Annotated in this window: 19 protein-coding genes and 1 tRNA gene; 16 read left to right on the forward strand and 4 right to left on the reverse strand. The window is 60.8% G+C overall.

The genetic code is table 11. The annotated features are described in order from the left end of the window. The first annotated feature begins 136 nt into the window (after window positions 1–136). From BLW69_RS12070 to BLW69_RS12120, 11 genes are all read left to right on the forward strand, one after another. Window positions 137–2,881, forward strand: coding sequence for an SPOR domain-containing protein (locus tag BLW69_RS12070; protein ID WP_244508806.1), 2,745 nt, complete (start codon window positions 137–139; stop codon window positions 2,879–2,881). Between the two features lie 78 nt (window positions 2,882–2,959). Continuing rightward, a complete protein-coding gene (gene nagZ, locus BLW69_RS12075; RefSeq protein WP_092662110.1) occupies window positions 2,960–3,976 on the forward strand; it encodes a beta-N-acetylhexosaminidase in 1,017 nt (338 codons plus the stop codon). Window positions 3,977–4,001: 25 nt separating this feature from the next. Then, window positions 4,002–4,850 carry a segregation and condensation protein A gene (locus BLW69_RS12080; RefSeq protein WP_062457551.1) on the forward strand — a complete coding sequence of 283 codons (849 nt, stop codon included), beginning with the start codon at window positions 4,002–4,004 and terminating at the stop codon, window positions 4,848–4,850. A 17-nt stretch (window positions 4,851–4,867) separates the two neighbouring features. Further along, entirely contained in the window at window positions 4,868–5,563 is a 696-nt protein-coding gene (scpB, locus tag BLW69_RS12085; RefSeq protein ID WP_244508827.1) for an SMC-Scp complex subunit ScpB, read from the forward strand. 195 nt (window positions 5,564–5,758) lie between these two features. Continuing rightward, on the forward strand, window positions 5,759–5,989 hold the full coding sequence (locus tag BLW69_RS12090) for a twin-arginine translocase TatA/TatE family subunit (RefSeq protein ID WP_062457545.1): 231 nt from the start codon (window positions 5,759–5,761) through the stop codon (window positions 5,987–5,989). A gap of 31 nt (window positions 5,990–6,020) precedes the next feature. Beyond that, on the forward strand, window positions 6,021–6,776 hold the full coding sequence (gene tatB / locus BLW69_RS12095; protein ID WP_092662114.1) for a Sec-independent protein translocase protein TatB: 756 nt from the start codon (window positions 6,021–6,023) through the stop codon (window positions 6,774–6,776). Then, window positions 6,776–7,600, forward strand: coding sequence for a twin-arginine translocase subunit TatC (gene tatC / locus BLW69_RS12100; protein ID WP_062457539.1), 825 nt, complete (start codon window positions 6,776–6,778; stop codon window positions 7,598–7,600). The genes tatB and tatC overlap by 1 nt, the downstream gene beginning before the upstream one ends. 54 nt (window positions 7,601–7,654) lie before the next feature. Further along, a complete protein-coding gene (gene serS / locus BLW69_RS12105) occupies window positions 7,655–8,935 on the forward strand; it encodes a serine--tRNA ligase (protein WP_062457537.1) in 1,281 nt (426 codons plus the stop codon). Window positions 8,936–8,946: 11 nt separating this feature from the next. Continuing rightward, window positions 8,947–9,702, forward strand: a complete 756-nt coding sequence (gene surE / locus BLW69_RS12110; protein WP_062457534.1) for a 5'/3'-nucleotidase SurE — start codon at window positions 8,947–8,949, stop codon at window positions 9,700–9,702. A gap of 31 nt (window positions 9,703–9,733) precedes the next feature. After that, on the forward strand, window positions 9,734–10,387 hold the full coding sequence (locus BLW69_RS12115) for a protein-L-isoaspartate(D-aspartate) O-methyltransferase (protein WP_062457531.1): 654 nt from the start codon (window positions 9,734–9,736) through the stop codon (window positions 10,385–10,387). 156 nt (window positions 10,388–10,543) lie between these two features. Next, window positions 10,544–12,133: a peptidoglycan DD-metalloendopeptidase family protein gene (locus tag BLW69_RS12120; protein ID WP_092662116.1), complete on the forward strand. Its 1,590-nt coding sequence runs from the start codon at window positions 10,544–10,546 to the stop codon at window positions 12,131–12,133. Between the two features lie 78 nt (window positions 12,134–12,211). On the opposite strand, the gene BLW69_RS12125 is transcribed toward BLW69_RS12120, so the two are convergent. Beyond that, a complete protein-coding gene (locus tag BLW69_RS12125; RefSeq protein ID WP_092662544.1) occupies window positions 12,212–13,081 on the reverse strand; it encodes an ATP-binding protein in 870 nt (289 codons plus the stop codon). Window positions 13,082–13,293: 212 nt separating this feature from the next. Here BLW69_RS12125 and yajC point away from each other — a divergent pair, with 212 nt between their 5' ends. The 4 genes from yajC to BLW69_RS12145 all read left to right on the forward strand — a co-directional run bounded on the left by yajC (window position 13,294) and on the right by BLW69_RS12145 (window position 15,533). Beyond that, window positions 13,294–13,647: a preprotein translocase subunit YajC gene (gene yajC / locus BLW69_RS12130; protein WP_062457522.1), complete on the forward strand. Its 354-nt coding sequence runs from the start codon at window positions 13,294–13,296 to the stop codon at window positions 13,645–13,647. A gap of 59 nt (window positions 13,648–13,706) precedes the next feature. Beyond that, window positions 13,707–14,093: an Mth938-like domain-containing protein gene (locus BLW69_RS12135; protein WP_092662118.1), complete on the forward strand. Its 387-nt coding sequence runs from the start codon at window positions 13,707–13,709 to the stop codon at window positions 14,091–14,093. A gap of 3 nt (window positions 14,094–14,096) precedes the next feature. After that, complete coding sequence (locus BLW69_RS12140; RefSeq protein WP_092662120.1) at window positions 14,097–14,963, forward strand: phytoene/squalene synthase family protein; 867 nt, start codon at window positions 14,097–14,099, stop codon at window positions 14,961–14,963. A 90-nt stretch (window positions 14,964–15,053) separates the two neighbouring features. Next, a complete protein-coding gene (locus tag BLW69_RS12145) occupies window positions 15,054–15,533 on the forward strand; it encodes a hypothetical protein (protein ID WP_244476153.1) in 480 nt (159 codons plus the stop codon). A 4-nt stretch (window positions 15,534–15,537) separates the two neighbouring features. On the opposite strand, the gene trmFO is transcribed toward BLW69_RS12145, so the two are convergent. The 3 genes from trmFO to BLW69_RS12160 form a co-directional block, all read right to left on the reverse strand. Next, on the reverse strand, window positions 15,538–16,959 hold the full coding sequence (gene trmFO, locus BLW69_RS12150) for a methylenetetrahydrofolate--tRNA-(uracil(54)-C(5))-methyltransferase (FADH(2)-oxidizing) TrmFO (RefSeq protein ID WP_062580357.1): 1,422 nt from the start codon (window positions 16,957–16,959) through the stop codon (window positions 15,538–15,540). A gap of 165 nt (window positions 16,960–17,124) precedes the next feature. Continuing rightward, the gene (locus BLW69_RS12155; RefSeq protein WP_082471896.1) at window positions 17,125–17,268 is read right to left on the reverse strand and encodes a DUF1127 domain-containing protein; all 144 of its coding nucleotides are present in this window, start codon (window positions 17,266–17,268) and stop codon (window positions 17,125–17,127) included. A gap of 259 nt (window positions 17,269–17,527) precedes the next feature. Next, entirely contained in the window at window positions 17,528–17,674 is a 147-nt protein-coding gene (locus BLW69_RS12160) for a DUF1127 domain-containing protein (RefSeq protein WP_082471897.1), read from the reverse strand. 394 nt (window positions 17,675–18,068) lie between these two features. Here BLW69_RS12160 and BLW69_RS12165 point away from each other — a divergent pair. Next, a tRNA-Leu gene (locus tag BLW69_RS12165) sits at window positions 18,069–18,153 on the forward strand. Window positions 18,154–18,257: the final 104 nt, after the last annotated feature.

Genomic DNA, 18,257 nt, shown 5'->3' on the forward strand with positions numbered 1-18,257 from the left:
CAACCTAGCGCGTAGCCGGAATGACGCCCCGGAATTTTTTGCTGACGGCGATCCTCTGGCAGAGCTCGCTCGCATCGTAGGCTACGAGGAACGGACAGTCGCTAATCCGGCTGCCCCTTCCGTGGGTTCTGCGTCAATGGCGGCATCTGCCCGCCGCGAGCCGGCCTTCAATCTCGAAGACGAGTTGCTGCGGGAATTCGAGCAATACGATACTCCGCGGATCGATCCGGTCAACGATATCCCGCTCGACGCCAAGCCTTCCCGCGTGGAGGCGCCTTTGCCGGTCGATCACGGCTATCAGGCTGCGCCTTCTATTGCCTATGAGCCTCCCATCGAACGCGAGCCGGTTTTCGAACAGCCGGTCCAGTCGGTGGTGTCGCAGAAGCAGGAAGATCTCAACCCTTTCGATGCTCCGGAATTTTCCGTCGATCCGTTTGGTGCAGCACCTGCGGAAGCGGAAGCTGTTTCCCCTGCCGTCGATGCTCACCGTGCACCGGCCGAGCCGAATTTTGACCCGTCAAATTTCCATGGCCTTCCGACACTCCGTGCGGAGGTAGAGGGCGCCGATGACTATCAGCCTGCGACTCAGTCCAGGCAGGAACCGTCGGTTGACGCTTTCGATCTGGCCGCTGAGCTGGAGAGCTCGTTCGCCGTTGCAGCCGAGCCAGTCGCTGCAGCTCCCATGGTTTCGGCGCCGGAGCCTGTTCGGGCTGAACCCCGCAAGAGCACCGGTTACACGCCGGGCTTTCGCATGCCGCTTGCGAATTTCGGTCTGAATGCCGGTGTCACGCCGCTGGAACGCCCCGTCGAAAAGCCGCCGGTTGTCCAGCCCAAGGCCGTTGCGTCCCCGGTTGAACAGCCTCGCGCTGCTGAACCGGTCGCTGTGAAAGAGGTCGTCCAGCCCACTTTGGAGGCGCAGAAATTTTCGCCGCTTGACGAGCTGGTTTATGACGTTGCCCGTTTCCCGGTCAGCCAGGAAGCGCCTGCGACTGTTCGCGCCGAGCCGAAACTCGACCTGCCGCAGGCTCCGGCCTCCAAGCCGCAGCCAATCGCCGTCGCTCCGATCGTTGCCGCTGTGGCGGCGCCCGTGATCCCGACGCCGGTTCCAACGCCGACTGTTCAGCAGGCGGCACCCGTCGCCGACCTGGCAGATGACTTCGATCCTTTCGCCGACGAAGACTTCGAACTGGCGCTTGACGATCTCGAACTCGATCTAGCCGACATCGTGGTGGCGGAAAACTCCGTTCAGCCGGTGGCACCTGCCGCGGCAATCCCTGCCGCCGTCTCGACGCCCGCGGCTGCAGCAGCACCCATCGTTGCAGCAGCGCCTGAGCCGGAAGAAGAAGTCGCCGTCGTCGAAGCGGAAATGCCGTTCGATGCGGCGATGATTTCCGAATCGGAAGAGCATGTCGAGGCGATCGCCGATCTCAACGTGCCGGACCTGCCGGTCGAGCAGCCGGAAGAAGAGCCTGCCTACGCGTCCGAGTACGATATCGATATCGATGCAGAACTCGCGGCGCTCTTGGTAAACCCGACGTCGCAGACTGCTCCGGCACCGCGGCATCAGGAGGCGGCTGCCCCGGCTTCCGTCGCTGCCGGCAATTTCCCAGAGCAGCCTCGGCAGACATCGGGCAGCGCTTACCCCGACCTCGACGATTTCGAGCGGGCCCTGGAAGAAGACTTCCGTCGCAGCCTTGTCGCGCCGCTTCCGGCCAACGACCATGACAGCGATCTCAACGGATACGAAAACGACCTCGACCAGCGTTCGCCCCGGTCGGCGTCCCGGACGTGGCTTCTTCCCATCGCCGTTGTCGCCGTCCTGGTCGTTGCCGGCGCAGGTGCCTACACGATGCTGGGTAGCGGACCTTCGCGGATGATGGGCGGCGAGCCGGTCGTCATCGCAGCCGATACCGATCCGGTAAAGGTTGTCCCGGAAAATCCGGGTGGCAAGACCGTTCCGAATCAGGACAAGGCTGTTTACGACCGCGTTGCCGGCGCTGCATCCGAAACGCCGAAGCAGGAAGCGCTGATCTCCAGCGAAGAGCAGCCGGTCGATGTCGTCCAAAAGACGCTGATGCCGGAAAGCCTTCCGCTCGAAGGCGAAAACGATATCGATCCGACTGATACCGGCGAGACCCAGGATGCACGTCTGCTTCCCGATCAGGGCCAGCAGGTTGCTTCGACGGGCGGACAGGATCCTCTCACCGTTACACCGCGTCGGGTAAAGACGATGATCGTGCGTCCGGATGGCAAGCTCGTCGAACAGGAAGTGCCGGCTCCGGCGCTTGCTGCGGCGCATACAGGCAAGATGCCGGCGGCTTCGGTGAAGTCTCCGGAACTGGCCCAGCCAGTCACTCCGGCCGCTGCGATCGCCGCATCTGCACCTGCTGCCAGCACGGTTGCCGAAATCATCCCGGCGTCTGCGCCGATGACGGCAGCCACTATGGCGCCACTGGACACTTCGGCACCTGCTGCTGTCGCGAAGGCGCCGGTCCCGAAGGTTCGTCCTTCGCAGCAGCCGGTCAATGTCGTCGCATCCGTCAGCGATCAGGGCAACGTTCGCGCTCCCGCAGCACAGGTTCAGCCGGTTTCGGCAACTCCTGCCGCTGCTAATGCACAGGTCGCGTCGGTCGGCGAGGGCGGCTACGTCATCCAGATCGCATCGCTGCCATCCCAGGCTGACGCTCAGAGGTCTTACCAGAACCTGTCGTCGAAGTTCGGCAACGTGATCGGCGGGCGTGGGGTCGATATCAAGGCTGCTGAAATCGCCGGCAAGGGTACCTTCTATCGCGTTCGGATCCCGGCCGGCAGCAAGACGGAAGCCGTAGCACTCTGCGAAAAGTATCGCGGTGTCGGCGGCACCTGCCTCGTCGCTCGCTGAGATCTTTGACGAGAAACCATCGAACGGGGCGCACAGCGCCCCGTTTTCTATTCTGCTCCCAGCATTCTAGGATCGAACATGACCGAATCGAAAGCGATGATCCTGGGCTCCAGCGGCCCGCAGCTTACCCAGGACGAAATCCTGCTCTACCGGGATGAGCGTCCCTGGGGTTTCATTCTCTTTGCCCGCAACTGTGTCGAGCCGGCCCAGATCACTGATCTGGTTGCAGCCATGCGCGACACCGTCGGCCGCCCGGAGGCGCCTGTCCTGATCGACCAGGAGGGTGGCCGCGTTCAGCGTATCCGTCCGCCGATGATCGAGCGTTATCCGTCAGCCGCCGCCTTGGGGGCTCTCTACAAGAATGACCGTGAAATGGGCTTGCGCGCCGCATGGCTGATGTCGCGGCTGCACGCCTTCGATCTCATGAAGCTCGGCATCAACGTCGACTGCCTGCCGGTCCTGGACGTACCGGTGGAAGGCGCCAGCAACGTCATCGGCGACCGGGCCTATGGCTTTGATCCGAAGACGGTGTCCGAGATGGGGCAGGCTGCGGCCGATGGCCTCAAGGCCGGCGGCATGCTTCCTGTGATGAAGCACATCCCGGGCCACGGCCGCGGCTTGGCCGACTCGCATCACGAACTGCCGGTCGTATCGGCATCGCGGGCGGAACTCGAAGCGCATGACTTCCTGCCCTTCGTGGCGCTCAAGAACGAGTTGATGGCGATGAGCGCGCATATCGTCTTCACCGCGATCGACACGGAAGAGCCGGCAACGATTTCTCGGAAAGTCATCGAGGATGTCATTCGCGGTCATATCGGCTTCGATGGCCTGCTGATGTCCGACGACAGCTCGATGAACGCCCTAAAGGGCACGATCGGCGAGCGCGCGGCAAGAATCGTTGGGGGCGGTTGTGATATCGTCTTGCATTGCAACGGCCTGATGGACGAAATGAAGGCGGTTGTGAACGAGGCGATCCCGCTTGGCGGCGAGGCGCTTCGACGTGCCAAAGCGGTGGAGCAAGGTTTCCCGGTTGCTGATGATGCACAGGAAGACACGCTTCGCGACGAATTCCACGGACTGATTGGGGTCGCCTGACCGCCGACAGTGAAGACGGATCGGAATGGCGATGACAAAAGCTGAAAATGCCATTCCGATGGACAAGATGTGGCAAGACGTGACCGAGCGGGCGATCGATGATCCTTCACTGGTGATCGACGTCGCGGGCTTCGAGGGACCGCTCGATCTTCTGCTGCATCTTGCTCGCAGCCAGAAAGTGGATCTGTCGCGGATCTCTGTCCTGGCACTCGCCGAGCAGTATCTCACATTCGTCGACAGCGCGCGGCGCGTTCGGATCGAACTGGCGGCCGACTATCTCGTGATGGCAGCTTGGCTCGCCTATCTGAAGTCGCGGTTGCTGATCCCCAAGCAGATCAAGATCGACGACGGCCCGACGGGCGAGGAACTGGCGGCAACTCTGGCCTTCCGGTTGAAACGGCTGGAAGCAATCCGCGATGCAGCAGCTCAGCTCGTCAACCGTAACCGACTCGGTCGCGATATTTTTGCACGTGGGGCACCGGAGCATATCCCGCAGCACAGGCCGTCGGCCTATGACGCATCGCTCTACGACCTGTTGTCGGCCTACGCAAATCTTAGACAGCGCAACGCCATCACCCATGTCACGATCGAACGCCGCAAGGTCTGGTCGCTGGTTGAGGCGAGGGACCTTCTCAACCGCATGCTGGGCGAGATCGGCGATTGGACGGCCCTGCAGCAGTACCTTCTGCCGTATCTGCCGCCGCAGGATCGCGTCACTGCGACTGCCAGCGCCTTTGCCGCCTCGTTGGAACTGGTGCGCGAAGGACAGCTCGAGATCCGCCAGGATGGCGCTTTCCAGACAATCTATCTCAGAAAGGGACCCGGGCGGCCGAAGGCCGAGACGTTGCCTCTAAAGGCAGGGACAGCCGAATGAGCCAGATCGAGGGCGCGATGGACGACGACGCGGCAGTGGATGACATTGTGCCGGTGCCCTACTCGTCGGAGGAGGTCGAGCGGATCGCCGAAGCCCTCGTGTTTGCATCGGCGGAGCCTGTCTCTGAAGCGTTTCTGGCTGAGCGTCTTCCACGGGGAGAAGATATCCAGGCCGTGATGCAGAGACTGGCGGGCATCTATGCCTCACGCGGAGTGAACCTGGTCAAGGTGGCTGATCGCTGGGCTTTCCGCACGGCAGCAGACCTTTCCTTCGTCATTCGCAAAGACGACAGCGACGTGAAGAAGCTGTCGAGGGCCGCCCTCGAAGTGCTTGCTATCATCGCCTACCACCAGCCTGTGACCCGCGCCGAGATCGAGGATATTCGCGGCGTCCAGACCTCAAGAGGTACGCTTGACGTACTGATGGAAGCCGGCTGGGTTCGTTTCCGCGGTCGGCGTCGGTCGCCGGGCAGACCGGTGACACTCGGAACGACAGGAGATTTTCTCGATCATTTCGGGTTGGAAGAGCTACGCGATCTTCCTGGTCTCGAAGAATTGAAGGGCGCGGGACTTCTATCTGGCCGCATTCCATCCGGCTTTTCGGTGCCGGTTCCGGGCGGTGAGGACGAGCTTTCGGACGAGGAAGACCCCATCACCCAGCTTGATCTGGAGGAGCTTGGCTTTCTGCCTCCAACCGGCGACGGTGATGGCTAGCAGGGCTTTCAGCGAGCTTTCCCCTTATTATTCCCGTGTTCCCGAATATGGACCGTGCGTGATTGTCCGTTGCCGACAGCAGCGTCGCTAGATCGCGAAAGTCATCCGTTCATAGCTTTTCGTGCAACGTATTTGGTGTTTGAAAAACAAACTTAAAAAGCTTACATCGGGGTCACGTTCCAATGGAGTTAGACTATGGGTTCTTTTAGTGTGTGGCACTGGCTGATCGTTCTAGTCATCGTGCTTGTCCTGTTCGGACGCGGCAAGATTCCTGAGCTGATGGGCGACTTTGCCAAAGGCATCAAGAGCTTCAAAAAAGGCATGGCGGACGAGGATGCCCCTGAGGCAAAGCCTACCGATACTGTGAACGGCGGCAGGACGGTCGATCACAAGCCCGACGAGATCAAGGAAACCACTCGGTCTTAATTGGTCGGGAGGGTTTCAGGAGCCTCGCTGAATGTTGGATATCGGTTGGACCGAGCTACTTGTCATTGCCATTGTGCTTATCGTGGTCGTAGGTCCCAAGGACTTGCCGCCCATGCTGCGCGCTTTCGGGAAGATGACATCAAACCTGCGCAAGATGGCGGGTGACTTTCGGACGCAGTTCGACGAGGCGCTTCGCGAGGCAGACATGGATGACGTCCGGAAGACGATTTCGGACGCCAAGAGCCTCAATCCCGCCAACAGCCTGCGCGACGCGATAAATCCGCTTCGCCAGATGGGGCAGGACATCCGAAACGATCTGCAGAAGGCGACGCATATGCCGTCGACGCCGACGCCGGTCAGCACGGATGTCGAAGCGCAGCATGCTGTCGAAGGTGCTCCGGTCGCCGATACGGCGCCTGTTGTTGCGGCTGTGCCGGTTACGCCCGTCACGGCATCTCCTGTTGCTGCGCCGACGTCCTCAACTGTGACGCCGGCACCAGCGGAGGCGACCACGCCTGCCGAACCCGGTCGCGTTAGAAAGCCTCGCGCACCGAAGTTGGCGGCCACGGGTGAGCCGGCAGCTGTGGATAAGCCTGCAACGACACGCAGATCCACGAGGGCGGAGAAGCCTGCCCCAGTGGCGACGTCTGCCGAACAGCCGAAACGTGTTCGCGTGGCCAAGGTCCCGGTGTCCGCACCTGAAACGACTGAGACGGCCGTCAAGCTTGCAGCCGCCCGCAAGCGTACCCCGAAGAAGCCTGTCGATACCCCGAAGGACGATGCCTGATGAGCGGTGATTACGAAGATAAGCCGCAGCCGCTTATCGAGCATCTGATGGAGTTGCGGACAAGGCTCATCTGGTCGATCGGCGCTTTCTTCCTCGCCTTCGTCGTGTGCTTCTTCTTCGCAAAACAGCTCTTCAACCTTCTCGTCATTCCCTACAAGTGGGCGGTCATCTGGGCGAAGCTCGATATCGCGAAATCCGAACTGATCTACACCGCGCCGCAGGAATTCTTCTTCACCCAGGTGAAGGTTGCGATGTTTGGCGCGCTGGTCATTGCCTTTCCGGTGATTGCCTCGCAGATCTACAAGTTCGTGGCTCCCGGGCTCTACAAGAACGAGCGGGCAGCCTTCCTGCCGTTCCTGATTGCCTCCCCTGTGCTGTTCCTGCTTGGAGGCGCACTGGTCTACTTCTTCTTCACGCCGATGGTGATGTGGTTCTTCCTGGCCATGCAGCAGGCGCCGACCGAGGGTGAAGTGGGGATCTCGCTTCTTCCGCGTGTTTCGGAATATCTCAGCCTCATCATGACGCTGGTTCTGTCCTTTGGACTGGTTTTCCAGCTCCCCGTGGTCACGACGCTGCTTGCTCGCGTGGGCATCCTGTCCAGCAAGTGGCTGCGCGAGAAGCGCAAGTTCGCGATCGTCATCGCCTTCGTCGTTGCCGCCGTCCTGACGCCGCCGGATCCGATGTCCCAGATCGGTCTTGCTATACCGACCATCCTTCTCTACGAGATTTCCATCTACGCCGCGCGACTCGTCGAGCGCAGACGCGATGAGGACGCTTCGAGTGATGAGGCCTCGTCTGACGTCGCAGAGACGGAGAAGGCCTGAGGTTTTTCTCTCGATCGATATCGCAGCGGCCTCATGCTTTGAAGGCCAAGAATCATGCTCGATATCAAGTGGATCCGCGATAATCCGGAAGCTTTCGACGCAGCGCTGAACAAGCGCGGCGCCGAGCCGATGGCAGCCACCCTGCTTGCAATGGACGATACCCGCCGCAGCGTCATCCAGACGCTTCAGGATATGCAGTCGCGCCGTAACGCCGCCTCCAAGGAGATCGGCAATGCGATGGCGCAGAAGAATACCGAACTCGCCGAGAAGCTGAAGGCGGAAGTCGCCACCATCAAGGACACGATGCCGGCCGCCGAGCAGGAAGAACGGGCAGCTGTCGCAGCGCTCGATGACGCGCTGTCGCGCCTTCCAAACATTCCTCTCGACGATGTCCCCGTCGGCCAGGACGAATCAGGCAACGTCGTTACGCGCACGATCGGAACGAAGCCCGGCTGGAATCACCCGGCCAAGGAGCATTTCGAGATCGGCGAAGCGCTCGGCTATATGGATTTCGAGCGCGCGGCAAAACTCTCGGGCTCGCGGTTTACGGTTCTGACCGGACCGCTCGCCCGTCTTGAGCGGGCAATCGGTCAGTTCATGATCGACATGCACACCAGCGAGCACGGCTACACGGAAGTGTCGTCGCCGCTGATGGTAAAGTCCGAGGCAATGTACGGCACAGGCCAGTTGCCGAAGTTCGAGGAAGATCTCTTCAAGACGACGGATGGCCGCTACCTCATCCCGACGGCCGAAGTGACGCTGACCAACCTCGTTTCGGGCGAGGTTCTGGACGCCGAAAAGCTGCCGCTGCGCTTTACGGCGCTTACCCCGTCCTTCCGTTCGGAAGCCGGTTCTGCGGGTCGCGATACGCGCGGCATGCTGCGCCAGCACCAGTTCTGGAAATGCGAGCTCGTCTCGATCACGGATCAGGAATCATCGATCGCCGAGCACGAGCGGATGACCGAATGCGCCGAAAACGTCCTCAAGCGTCTCGGCCTGCATTTTCGGACGATGACGCTCTGCACCGGCGACATGGGCTTCAGCGCCCGCAAGACCTATGACATCGAAGTCTGGTTGCCGGGACAGGATGCGTTCCGCGAAATCTCGTCCTGCTCGGTCTGTGGCGATTTCCAGGGCCGCCGGATGAACGCGCGCTATCGCGGCAAGGACGACAAGGCTTTGAAATTTGTTCACACGCTGAACGGCTCGGGCACCGCTGTCGGCCGATGCCTGATCGCAGTCCTCGAAAATTATCTCAATGAAGACGGCTCCGTCACGATCCCGGACGCGCTTCTGCCCTATATGGGCGGACTGACCAAAATAGAAAAAGCATAAGGCAGCCCTGAATGCGCATCCTGCTCACCAACGACGACGGTATCCACGCGGAAGGCCTGGCGGTTCTCGAACGGATTGCCCGCCAGCTTTCCGATGACGTCTGGATTGTTGCGCCAGAAACCGACCAGAGCGGTTATGCGCATTCCCTGACCCTGTCGGAGCCGCTGCGCCTGCGCGAGATCAGCGACCGGCACTATGCCGTGCGCGGCACGCCGACGGACTGCGTCATCATGGCGATGCGCCACGTCATGGGGGGCAAGCCGGATCTCGTTCTGTCGGGTGTCAACGTCGGCGCCAACCTTGCTGACGACGTGACCTATTCTGGCACGGTCGCAGGCGCCATCGAGGGCACCCTGCAGGGCGTCCGGTCGATCGCGCTCAGCCAGGCCTACCGCAAGGAGAACGGTCGCGTCCTGCCTTGGGATACGGCCGAATCGCATGGCCCGGGCCTGATCCGCAAATTGCTGGATACGGACCTTCCGGCCGGCACGTTTCTCAACGTCAATTTCCCGGCCTGCGCGCCTGACGATGTCCAGGGGACGGAAGTCACGTCTCAGGGCAAGACCGATTTCGATGTGGCGATCGACGAACGCCAGGATGGTCGAGGCTTCCCATACTATTGGCTGTACTTTGCCTCGCGTGTCGGCCGCCAGGCGGAGGGCACCGACATCAACGCCATCAAGGCCAATCGCATTTCAGTAACACCGCTGAAACTGGACCTGACCGACTATTCGGTGCAGGATCGCTTGATGAAGGCGCTGGGTTGAACCCAGATAACGTGGCAGGCGGAGTGACAGCTTGAAATCGGGCATGGTCGAGAAGGAAGGGTTTGCTGCACTTGTCTTGCGGCTCCGGTCCGCAGGCATTTCTAATATCGACCTTCTGACTGCCGTCGAGCAGACGCCTCGTTCGCAGTTCGTGCCGCCCACGCTTTCTCAGGAAGCCTATTCCAGCCGCACGGTCCCGATCGATTGCGGTGCCTTTATGGAAGGGGCAGATCTTGCGGTTCGCCTTCTGGCCGCTCTGCAGGTGAAACCCGGTCATCGCGTTCTCGAAATCGGTACCGGCAGCGGTTTTACAGCCGCCGTCATCGGCCGCATCGCAGAACGGGTTCTGACCGTAGATCGCTATAAGACGCTCACCGTTGCGGCGCAGGCCCGCGTTGACGCGCTTGGAATGCGCAACGTCATTGTACGACAGGCGGATGGCAGCAACGGGATGCCGGGCGAGGGCACGTTCGATCGGATATTCGTGACCACGGCATTTACGGTTCTGCCGCGATTCTATGCGGAGCAGCTGACCCATGGCGGTTCGATGGTTGCGCCGCTGATCGGCGACGACGAGACCTGCATGATGGTGAGGCTCACCAAGACCGGGAGCCGGTTTGAACGGGAAGACCTGTTCACCGTGCCATTCCTGCCGATCATTCCGCAGATGGCGGCAGCGCTTTAAGCTGGTTCGGCTTTGGTTCCGCTCCTGCCAAGCGCTTCCAACTCATGGTTAGCGAATTATCAAAAAAATCGCATCTCTTCCGACACTTTAACCCCACAGTAAGACTAACGCGCTTTAATGACTCCCACGATGGTTGCGTGAGTGTAGGTCGAGTCCATGCGTGTCAACAGTGCACAAAAAGTCGGAAAATCAGTAGCTAAGCTCGCGGTTGCGGCTTTGCTGGCGAGTGCGGCCACTGGCTGCAGCTCGGATTCGAGCCGTTTCTCCGGGCTGTTCTCCAAAGATGAGCTGACAACGGCTTCAATACCCCAGCGTCCGGTCGGCGGGGCCTATGGCCAAGCGCCAACGCCGCGCGACGATGTGCGGTCGGGCCAGGCGGTGGCACCGGTCCAGCAGGATTACGGTTCGCGAAATACCGCGATGAACCAGCCTTATCCGGCCCAGTCCGGTGGCTATTCATCACCGGCCCGCGCCGCTTCGGCGCCGATGGCCGTCCAGCGCAACGAGTTGGCAGCTCCCGGCGTGCCTTCGGCTCAGGCGCCCGCTCCCATGGCGTCCCGTGCACCGATGGCGGCTGACCGCGGTCAGGGCACTCGCCAGGAATCCATGGCCCAGTCATACCCGGGTCGTAGCAGTGGTTCGCAGTCTCTGACGGCTCCCACACCGTCGACCGCTCGAGGCGACAACCTGACAACGGCTTCGACGAAGCCGATGTCCGGCTGGTCTTCGGTCAACGCTCCGCGGGTAACGCTCAGGGCAGGCGAGACCGCATCGACCCTGTCTTCCCGCTACGGCGTTCCTGAAAAGGAAATCCTGAAGGCCAATGGCGGCGCTGTGAAGCCGGGCCAGACGATTGTCATCCCGACTTTCGGCCCGTCCCGCAATTCCGCGAAGACTGCGGCGTCCGATATCGACCTGCAGAACAAGGCGCCAGCGCCCACCCAGCAGACCGAGCAGAAGGTTGCCGTTCTGCCAACGCCGACCCGCGACAAGGCGATGGCGGAGCCTGGCAAGATCACACCTCCGGGCGGCAAGCCTCTCGGTGGCACCTACACGGTCAAGCCTGGCGATAGCCTCGCCAAGATCGCCCGCGAAACCGGCACGCCGATTGATCAGCTGAAGGCCGCAAACGGCTTGTCGGCTGACGGTGTACGAATTGGCCAGACCCTGAAGGTCGGTGGTAGCTCGGTTGCGACCGATCCGGTCAGAACCGCATCCATTCCGGAAAAGCCGGCTGCCCAGCCGAAGCCTGCTGCACCGTCGCCTGTCGCTGAAGCAGCACCCGCAAAGCCTGCGCCACAGGAAACAGCATCGCTGTCGGACGTCGAGAAGAAGTCCGATGTGTCTGCCGCTGCACCGCAGTCGACCGGCATTTCGAAATATCGCTGGCCAGTCAGTGGCGCGGTCATCGCCGGCTACGGGGCCAACGTCAACGGCAGCCGCAATGACGGTATCGACATCTCGGTTCCCGAGGGCACGCCGATCAAGGCCGCTGAAAACGGCGTCGTCATCTATGCCGGCAACGGCCTGAAGCAGCTCGGAAACACCGTTCTGGTTCGCCACGACGATGGCAAGGTCACCGTTTACGGCCACGCCGGCAACATCAACGTCACGCGCGGCCAGAAGGTCACCCGCGGCCAGACTGTCGCGGCGTCCGGCATGAGCGGCGACGCTCAGCGTCCGCAGGTCCACTTCGAGGTGCGCAAGGATGCGACACCGGTCAACCCCATCACTTTCCTTGAATAATTGTAGTGCGTTTCAAGGGGACGGGAGAAAAGCGCAGCTTCGGCTGCGCTTTTTTCGTTTTGGGGCTGCTTCAAGAACTCACGGCGTGAGTGTCTTGCGCATCCGCCCGGCGAGATCCTGGATATACTGCCACGCGACGCGGCCGGAACGCCCGCCGCGCGTCGTCGCCCAGGCGAGCGCCTCGTGGTGCAGGGTTTCGCGGTTGAGGCCGAGATCGAAATGGTCGGCATAGCCGTCGATCATGGTCAGGTAGTCGTCCTGACTGCACTTGTGGAAGCCGAGCCAAAGTCCGAAACGGTCCGAGAGCGAAACCTTCTCCTCGACCGCCTCGGACGGGTTGATCGCCGTCGACTGCTCGTTTTCCAGCATATGCCGCGGCAAAAGGTGGCGCCGGTTCGATGTGGCGTAGAACAGGACGTTGTCCGGCCGGCCTTCGATGCCACCGTCGAGCGCTGCCTTCAGCGATTTGTAGGCCGTATCGTCGTGGTCGAAGGACAGATCGTCGCAAAACACGATGATGCGATGGCCGGATGCCTTGAGGATGTCGAGCAGCGCCGGCAGCGAGGCGATATCCTCGCGGTGGACTTCCACCAGTTTCAGCGAGACACCGGTCGACGCGCGGATATCCTCGTGCACGGCCTTGACCAGCGACGACTTGCCCATGCCGCGCGCGCCCCAGAGAAGGACGTTGTTTGCCGGATAACCTTCGGCAAACCGCCACGTGTTTTCCTGCAGGATGTCGCGCACGTGGTCAACGCCACGGATCAGGGTGAGGGCGACGCGGTTGGGGCGTGGCACGGGCTGCAGGCGCTGGTTTGTCGGCACCCAGACAAAGCAATCCGCGACAGTCCAGTCGTTGACCGCTGGTGGAGGGCCCGCCAGCCGCTCGACTGCGTCGGCGAGCCGGCGCACTTCAGACAGGATCAGGGCGTTGAGCTCGTCGGTCATCTGGTATTCCTCAAGACTTTTTGTCATCGGTCGCGCCCTCTCGGCCGCTTTTTTCAGCAGGTAACATGCTCGTTATTGCATCAAAAGCCGTAGAGCCGTGGATTCAGTACGCGGGAGGACCGCTTTCTGTTGCATTCCTGGGTGTCACAACTATATTCCGGCGGCTTATGACAGGGGGCTCGGCGCCTCCGCTTATCGTTTAGGAGTTCTTGATGTTCATTACTGAGGCATTCGCGCAGGCGGGTGGAGCGGCGCCGGCGGCTTCCGCAACAGACTCGATTCTGCAGATGGTGCTGCTCTTCGCACCTCTGATGGTGGTCTGGTATTTCTTCCTGATCCGTCCGCAGCGCGCCCAGGCCAAGAAACGCCAGGAGACCCTGACGAGCATTCGCCGTGGCGACCAGGTTGTGCTTGGCGGCGGCCTCGTCGGCCGGGTTTCGAAGGTTGTCGATGACAACGAAGTCGAAGTCGAAATCGCCGACGGCGTCAAGGTCCGCGCAATGCGCGCCTACATCGCCGAAGTCCGCGTCAAGGGCGAGCCGGTCAAGGCCGACACCGCGTCCTGACATCCGGCAGGCCCGCTCTGGCGGGCCTTTCCATTTTCTAATCAATCAAGGACGCGGTGATGGCAAAAGGGATCGAGATACGCGAAGCCCATTTCCCCGGTCGCGCCCAGATCGACGCCTATGGCAATGGCGGGTTCCGCTTTGCCGACATGTCGCATCGCGGGTCGATCCTCTGCCTTCCCTCAGGGATACACGGCTGGGATTTGAGCGAAGGTGAGCCCCTGACGGTATCCTCCCTCTACAAGGTCCTCGACGAAGCCTCAGGCATTGAGGTCTTGCTGGTCGGCACGGGCCAGAACCTGAAGCCGATACCCGCAGAGGTGAAGGCCGCATTGAAGGCGAAGGGCATCTCTTCCGACCCGATGAGCACCGGTGCTGCCGTGCGCACCTACAATATCATGCTCGCCGAGTCCCGTGCCGTCGCCGTCGCGCTGATTGCCGTCTGACCCATGAGTGACGATCGTGCAACGAATGGCGAACTCTGTCTCGCGACGCTGCGAGACACGGACCGCGACCGCTATCTCGCATGCCTCCTGTCTCCGGAAGACAAGCGCCCGGCATTGGCCGCGCTCTACGCCTTCAACGCCGAAATTGCGCGCGTCCGGGACATGGTCCGCGAGCCGCTTCCGGGAGAGATCCGCCTGCAATGGTGGCGGGATTTCCTTGAGGGTGGAAGTCAGGCAGACGGGCTGGGAGACACGGGCGGCAATCCGATCGCTGCAGGACTGCAGGATGCGATCGAAACCTATCGGCTGCCGCGTCAAACGCTTGTCGCTATGACGGAAGCGCGAATCTTCGATCTCTACGACGATCCGCTCACTGACCGCAACGCGCTGGAAGGCTATGCTGGCGAAACCGCCTCGGCTTTGATCCAGCTTGCAAGCCTCATCCTTTCGCCCGAAGATGCCGCAAGGTCCGCACAGGCGGCCGGCCATGCGGGTGTTGCGCAGGCGATCGCCGGTTTCATCCTGCTTTTGCCGATCCATCGGCGCCGCAACCAGCTTTACCTCCCGCTCGATCTTCTGGCTGCCACCGGTCTTGACCGCGACAGCTTTCTGGCCGGCAGCGACAAACCTCGCATTTCCGCAGCAATTCAGGCCTTTGCCGGCCTTGGCCTCGAGCATCTCGACAAGGCACGACGTGCCGGTCCTGTTCCGCCCGCGCTCGTGCCGGCCTTCGTGCCGGTAGCGCTTGTCGAGCCGGTTCTGAAGCGCGCTTCACGCCGGGGTGCCGATGCTCTCGACGGAGACATGCAGTCTCCCCAATGGCGTCGTCAGTTGCAGATGCTGAAGGCCGCCGTCCTTAAACGCTTCTAGCAATCACCAGTCGCCACGCTTCACGCAAGCCTTGAGGGATAAATGCCCTCTATCGGCAGGTGCGCATCTGCCATCAGTGGAGAAGCAGTCTTGAGCCCTTTGGTAGTTTGGTCGATCGCCATCGGCGTGATGCTGGCCTTGGCCTTTTATGTTACCCGCCTGGTCAAGCACAGTGACGAGGACAGCCTTCACGATATGGGACTGGCGATACTCGAATTCGGTCGCGCCTATCCTGCCGAAGCCATCAGGAGCCTGCACAGCACAGCCGATGCGAACACGATCTTTGTGCGACTGCACGACAATAAGTCAGGCATCATGCGCAACCGTGGCAATCATTTCGCATGCCACGTAATCCGGCCCGGCCGCGTGCGGGTCACGCCGACGCCCGAACCGAAAGGCTTTTCGGCCGAATTCCTGGACTCCCCGACACAGAACGGAACTTTCGTGTTCAAGAATGAAAACGAGGCGGCAGAAGTGTCGCTTTGGCTTCTCGACAATTATGTGAGCGTTGCCGATCGACAGCTTTCGGCCGAACCGCAGCCGGCTTCAAACACCGGCCGCTCCGATTAGGCTTTTAGGCGATACCCAGCCACTCACGGCAGTCCTTCAGCGCACGAACCGACATCAGTTGCCGTTTCATGATCGTCTTGTCCTTGCCGCGGAAGCGCTTCACGCCTTCGGGTTTGACGATGGAGCCGGGAGCAAGATCCGGAAACAGGCCGAAATTGACATTCATCGGCTGGAAGGACCGTTTGCCGGGCTCTTCGTCGTGGACCAGATGCCCCCCGGTGATATGCCCAAGCAGAGAACCGAAGGCCGTCGTCGCCGGCGGCGGGACGATTTCTTCGCCCTTGCGCTCGGCAGCCGCAAAACGACCAGCCAGAAGACCGATTGCCGAACTCTCCACATAGCCCTCGCAGCCGGTGATCTGACCGGCGAATCGCAGGCCCGGCCGGCTCTTCAAGGTCAGCGAGTGATCGAGCAGCATCGGTGACTGGATATAGGTGTTGCGATGGAGGCCGCCGAGCCGTGCGAATTCCGCGTTCTGCAGCCCCGGGATCATCCGGAAGATCTCGGCCTGCGCGCCATACTTCAGCTTGGTCTGGAACCCGACCATATTGTAGAGCGTGCCAAGTGCATTGTCCTGCCGCAGTTGGACGACGGCATAGGCCTTGACGGTCGGATTGTGTGAATTGGTAAGTCCCATCGGCTTCATCGGACCGTGGCGCAGCGTTTCGCGCCCACGCTCCGCCATGACCTCGATCGGCAGGCAGCCATCGAAATAGGGCGTGCCTTCCCATTCCTTGAAGCCGACCGTATCGCCCGCAATCAGTGCATCGAGAAAGGCATTGTACTGCGCTTCGTCGAGCGGGCAGTTGATGTAATCCTTGCCTGTGCCGCCGGGCCCGACCTTGTCGTAGCGCGACTGGTACCAGCAGATATCCATATCGATCGATTCGCGGTGGACGATCGGCGCGATCGCGTCGAAGAAGGCGAGCTGGTCCTCTCCGGTCTCGGCCTGGATCGACTTTGCGAGATCGGGCGACGTCAGAGGACCGGTCGCGACGACGGCCAAGTCCCATTCCTCCGGCGGTAGACCGTGGATTTCCTCTCGCACAACGGTGATCAGCGGATGGTTTTCGATCGCCTGCGTGACTGCATGAGAGAAACCGTCGCGGTCGACCGCAAGTGCGCCGCCGGCCGGGACCTGATTTTTGTCGGCGCAGGCCATGATCAAAGAGCCGGCCAGCCTCATTTCTGCATGGATGACGCCGACGGCATTGGCCGTCGCATCATCGGAGCGGAAAGAGTTCGAGCAGACGAGCTCGGCGAGACCGTCCGTGCGGTGGGCATCGGTGCCGCGCACGCCGCGCATCTCGTGGAGAATGACGGGGATGCCGGCCTCAGCGATCTGCCAGGATGCTTCGGAGCCGGCAAGGCCGCCACCGACGACGTGGATTGGGGCAGGGGTAGGCGAATTCGATATGGTGCTCATGTCCGGCTCATTATCACGGCATTCGAACGGCCGGAATCAAAAAGGCACCTAAAAAGGTGCCTCTGATCATTCCTTGGGTGTCTCTTTGATCTTTTCGGATCATTGCGACTATCGTTCTCTCGCCATCACGACATCATATCGCGCTGGTCCATCACAATGGATGGATTAACGGAAGGAACGAGCGGCGATGCCGCGGATGTCGTAGCGGGTCAGACCAATGTCGTTGAGCGCCTGGTTGGAAAGGCTGCCGAGTTCATTGATCGTACGGCGGTAGCTGATCCAGTTCTTAGCGATGCGGATCGGGTTCATTTGGTGTTTCCTCAATCATCTTTTTCCCAGTGATCTATCGTCACCGGCGATGAGCTTCATATAGGTGAGACGCGCCGAAAGGTGCAGTGCAAAAAATGTGCGACTGCCATGCGTTTGTGCAATGAGTTGATGCTTTTTGCAGCTTCGTACGAAAAAGCAGCAGCAGCCGTTTCGCTGCGTGAAGCACTATGCACAAACGAAAAACGCCTCCCGAAGGAGGCGCTTTTAAACGGTAGACCGTTGGTCGTTCTTTAAATTTTTAGAAGCCGACTGCCGTGCGTGCAACGCGACGGATGTCGGAGCGGCCAATACCGAGGTCAGAGAGTTCGCGGTCCGACATGCGGCCGAGTTCCGAAACCGTTTCGCGGTACTTGCGCCAGTCGTTCAGCTTCTTTGCGATTTTCATGGTCGTTTCCTTCGTTGGTCAATGCCGGCTAATTGCTTCCGGCTGCGTTGCTAATCGTTTTAAATGCTGCGCTGCGAAGGAAAAAGCGCGCATTTCGTATGCCACCTATGCATCTGTTGCATTGCATGCAGAAGGATCGTGCGGAAACGAGCTGTATCTGACCATAATTTGATCAGGCGCTGAATTTTACGTCTATTACACCCACAATGAAGGCGCGTAGGGCCGTTCCTGTCCGGCTTGCCAGCTCGACCCGAGGTGAACGCAGTCTCCCTTCTGATCATCATCAAACAGGCGTCACAAACCTTCATTTTTCCTTTGCGTGTAGGAAAACGGGTGTTATAGAGACGCGCGCTCCGGAAGGCCTCTGGCCGCTAGAGTTTCGATGCCTAGGGGCGCGGGTATGGTGAAATTGGTAGACACGCCAGATTTAGGTTCTGGTGCCGCAAGGCGTGGGAGTTCAAGTCTCTCTACCCGCACCAGGATCGCTGGACGCGCTGTTCGCCGGTAACGGCAGGACGCGCTGCTTATGAAAGCCGCGGCTGGTCACTTTTTAGTTCCGGTGGTGTGCTCACGAAAAACACGA

Source organism: Rhizobium sp. NFR12 (assembly GCF_900108545.1).
GTDB classification, from domain to species: domain Bacteria; phylum Pseudomonadota; class Alphaproteobacteria; order Rhizobiales; family Rhizobiaceae; genus Neorhizobium; species Neorhizobium soli.

Excerpts from the sequence above, each read along its gene's own strand:
- BLW69_RS12070 (WP_244508806.1), top strand. The coding sequence starts at position 137 with ATGGCGGCATCTGCCCGCCGCGAGCCGGCCTTCAATCTCGAAGACGAG.
- nagZ (WP_092662110.1), top strand. The coding sequence starts at position 2,960 with ATGACCGAATCGAAAGCGATGATCCTGGGCTCCAGCGGCCCGCAGCTT.
- BLW69_RS12080 (WP_062457551.1), top strand. The coding sequence starts at position 4,002 with ATGGCGATGACAAAAGCTGAAAATGCCATTCCGATGGACAAGATGTGG.
- scpB (WP_244508827.1), top strand. The coding sequence starts at position 4,868 with ATGGACGACGACGCGGCAGTGGATGACATTGTGCCGGTGCCCTACTCG.
- BLW69_RS12090 (WP_062457545.1), top strand. The coding sequence starts at position 5,759 with ATGGGTTCTTTTAGTGTGTGGCACTGGCTGATCGTTCTAGTCATCGTG.
- tatB (WP_092662114.1), top strand. The coding sequence starts at position 6,021 with ATGTTGGATATCGGTTGGACCGAGCTACTTGTCATTGCCATTGTGCTT.
- tatC (WP_062457539.1), top strand. The coding sequence starts at position 6,776 with ATGAGCGGTGATTACGAAGATAAGCCGCAGCCGCTTATCGAGCATCTG.
- serS (WP_062457537.1), top strand. The coding sequence starts at position 7,655 with ATGCTCGATATCAAGTGGATCCGCGATAATCCGGAAGCTTTCGACGCA.
- surE (WP_062457534.1), top strand. The coding sequence starts at position 8,947 with ATGCGCATCCTGCTCACCAACGACGACGGTATCCACGCGGAAGGCCTG.
- BLW69_RS12120 (WP_092662116.1), top strand. The coding sequence starts at position 10,544 with ATGCGTGTCAACAGTGCACAAAAAGTCGGAAAATCAGTAGCTAAGCTC.
- BLW69_RS12125 (WP_092662544.1), bottom strand. The coding sequence starts at position 13,081 with ATGACCGACGAGCTCAACGCCCTGATCCTGTCTGAAGTGCGCCGGCTC.
- yajC (WP_062457522.1), top strand. The coding sequence starts at position 13,294 with ATGTTCATTACTGAGGCATTCGCGCAGGCGGGTGGAGCGGCGCCGGCG.
- BLW69_RS12135 (WP_092662118.1), top strand. The coding sequence starts at position 13,707 with ATGGCAAAAGGGATCGAGATACGCGAAGCCCATTTCCCCGGTCGCGCC.
- BLW69_RS12140 (WP_092662120.1), top strand. The coding sequence starts at position 14,097 with ATGAGTGACGATCGTGCAACGAATGGCGAACTCTGTCTCGCGACGCTG.
- trmFO (WP_062580357.1), bottom strand. The coding sequence starts at position 16,959 with ATGAGCACCATATCGAATTCGCCTACCCCTGCCCCAATCCACGTCGTC.
- BLW69_RS12155 (WP_082471896.1), bottom strand. The coding sequence starts at position 17,268 with ATGAACCCGATCCGCATCGCTAAGAACTGGATCAGCTACCGCCGTACG.
- BLW69_RS12160 (WP_082471897.1), bottom strand. The coding sequence starts at position 17,674 with ATGAAAATCGCAAAGAAGCTGAACGACTGGCGCAAGTACCGCGAAACG.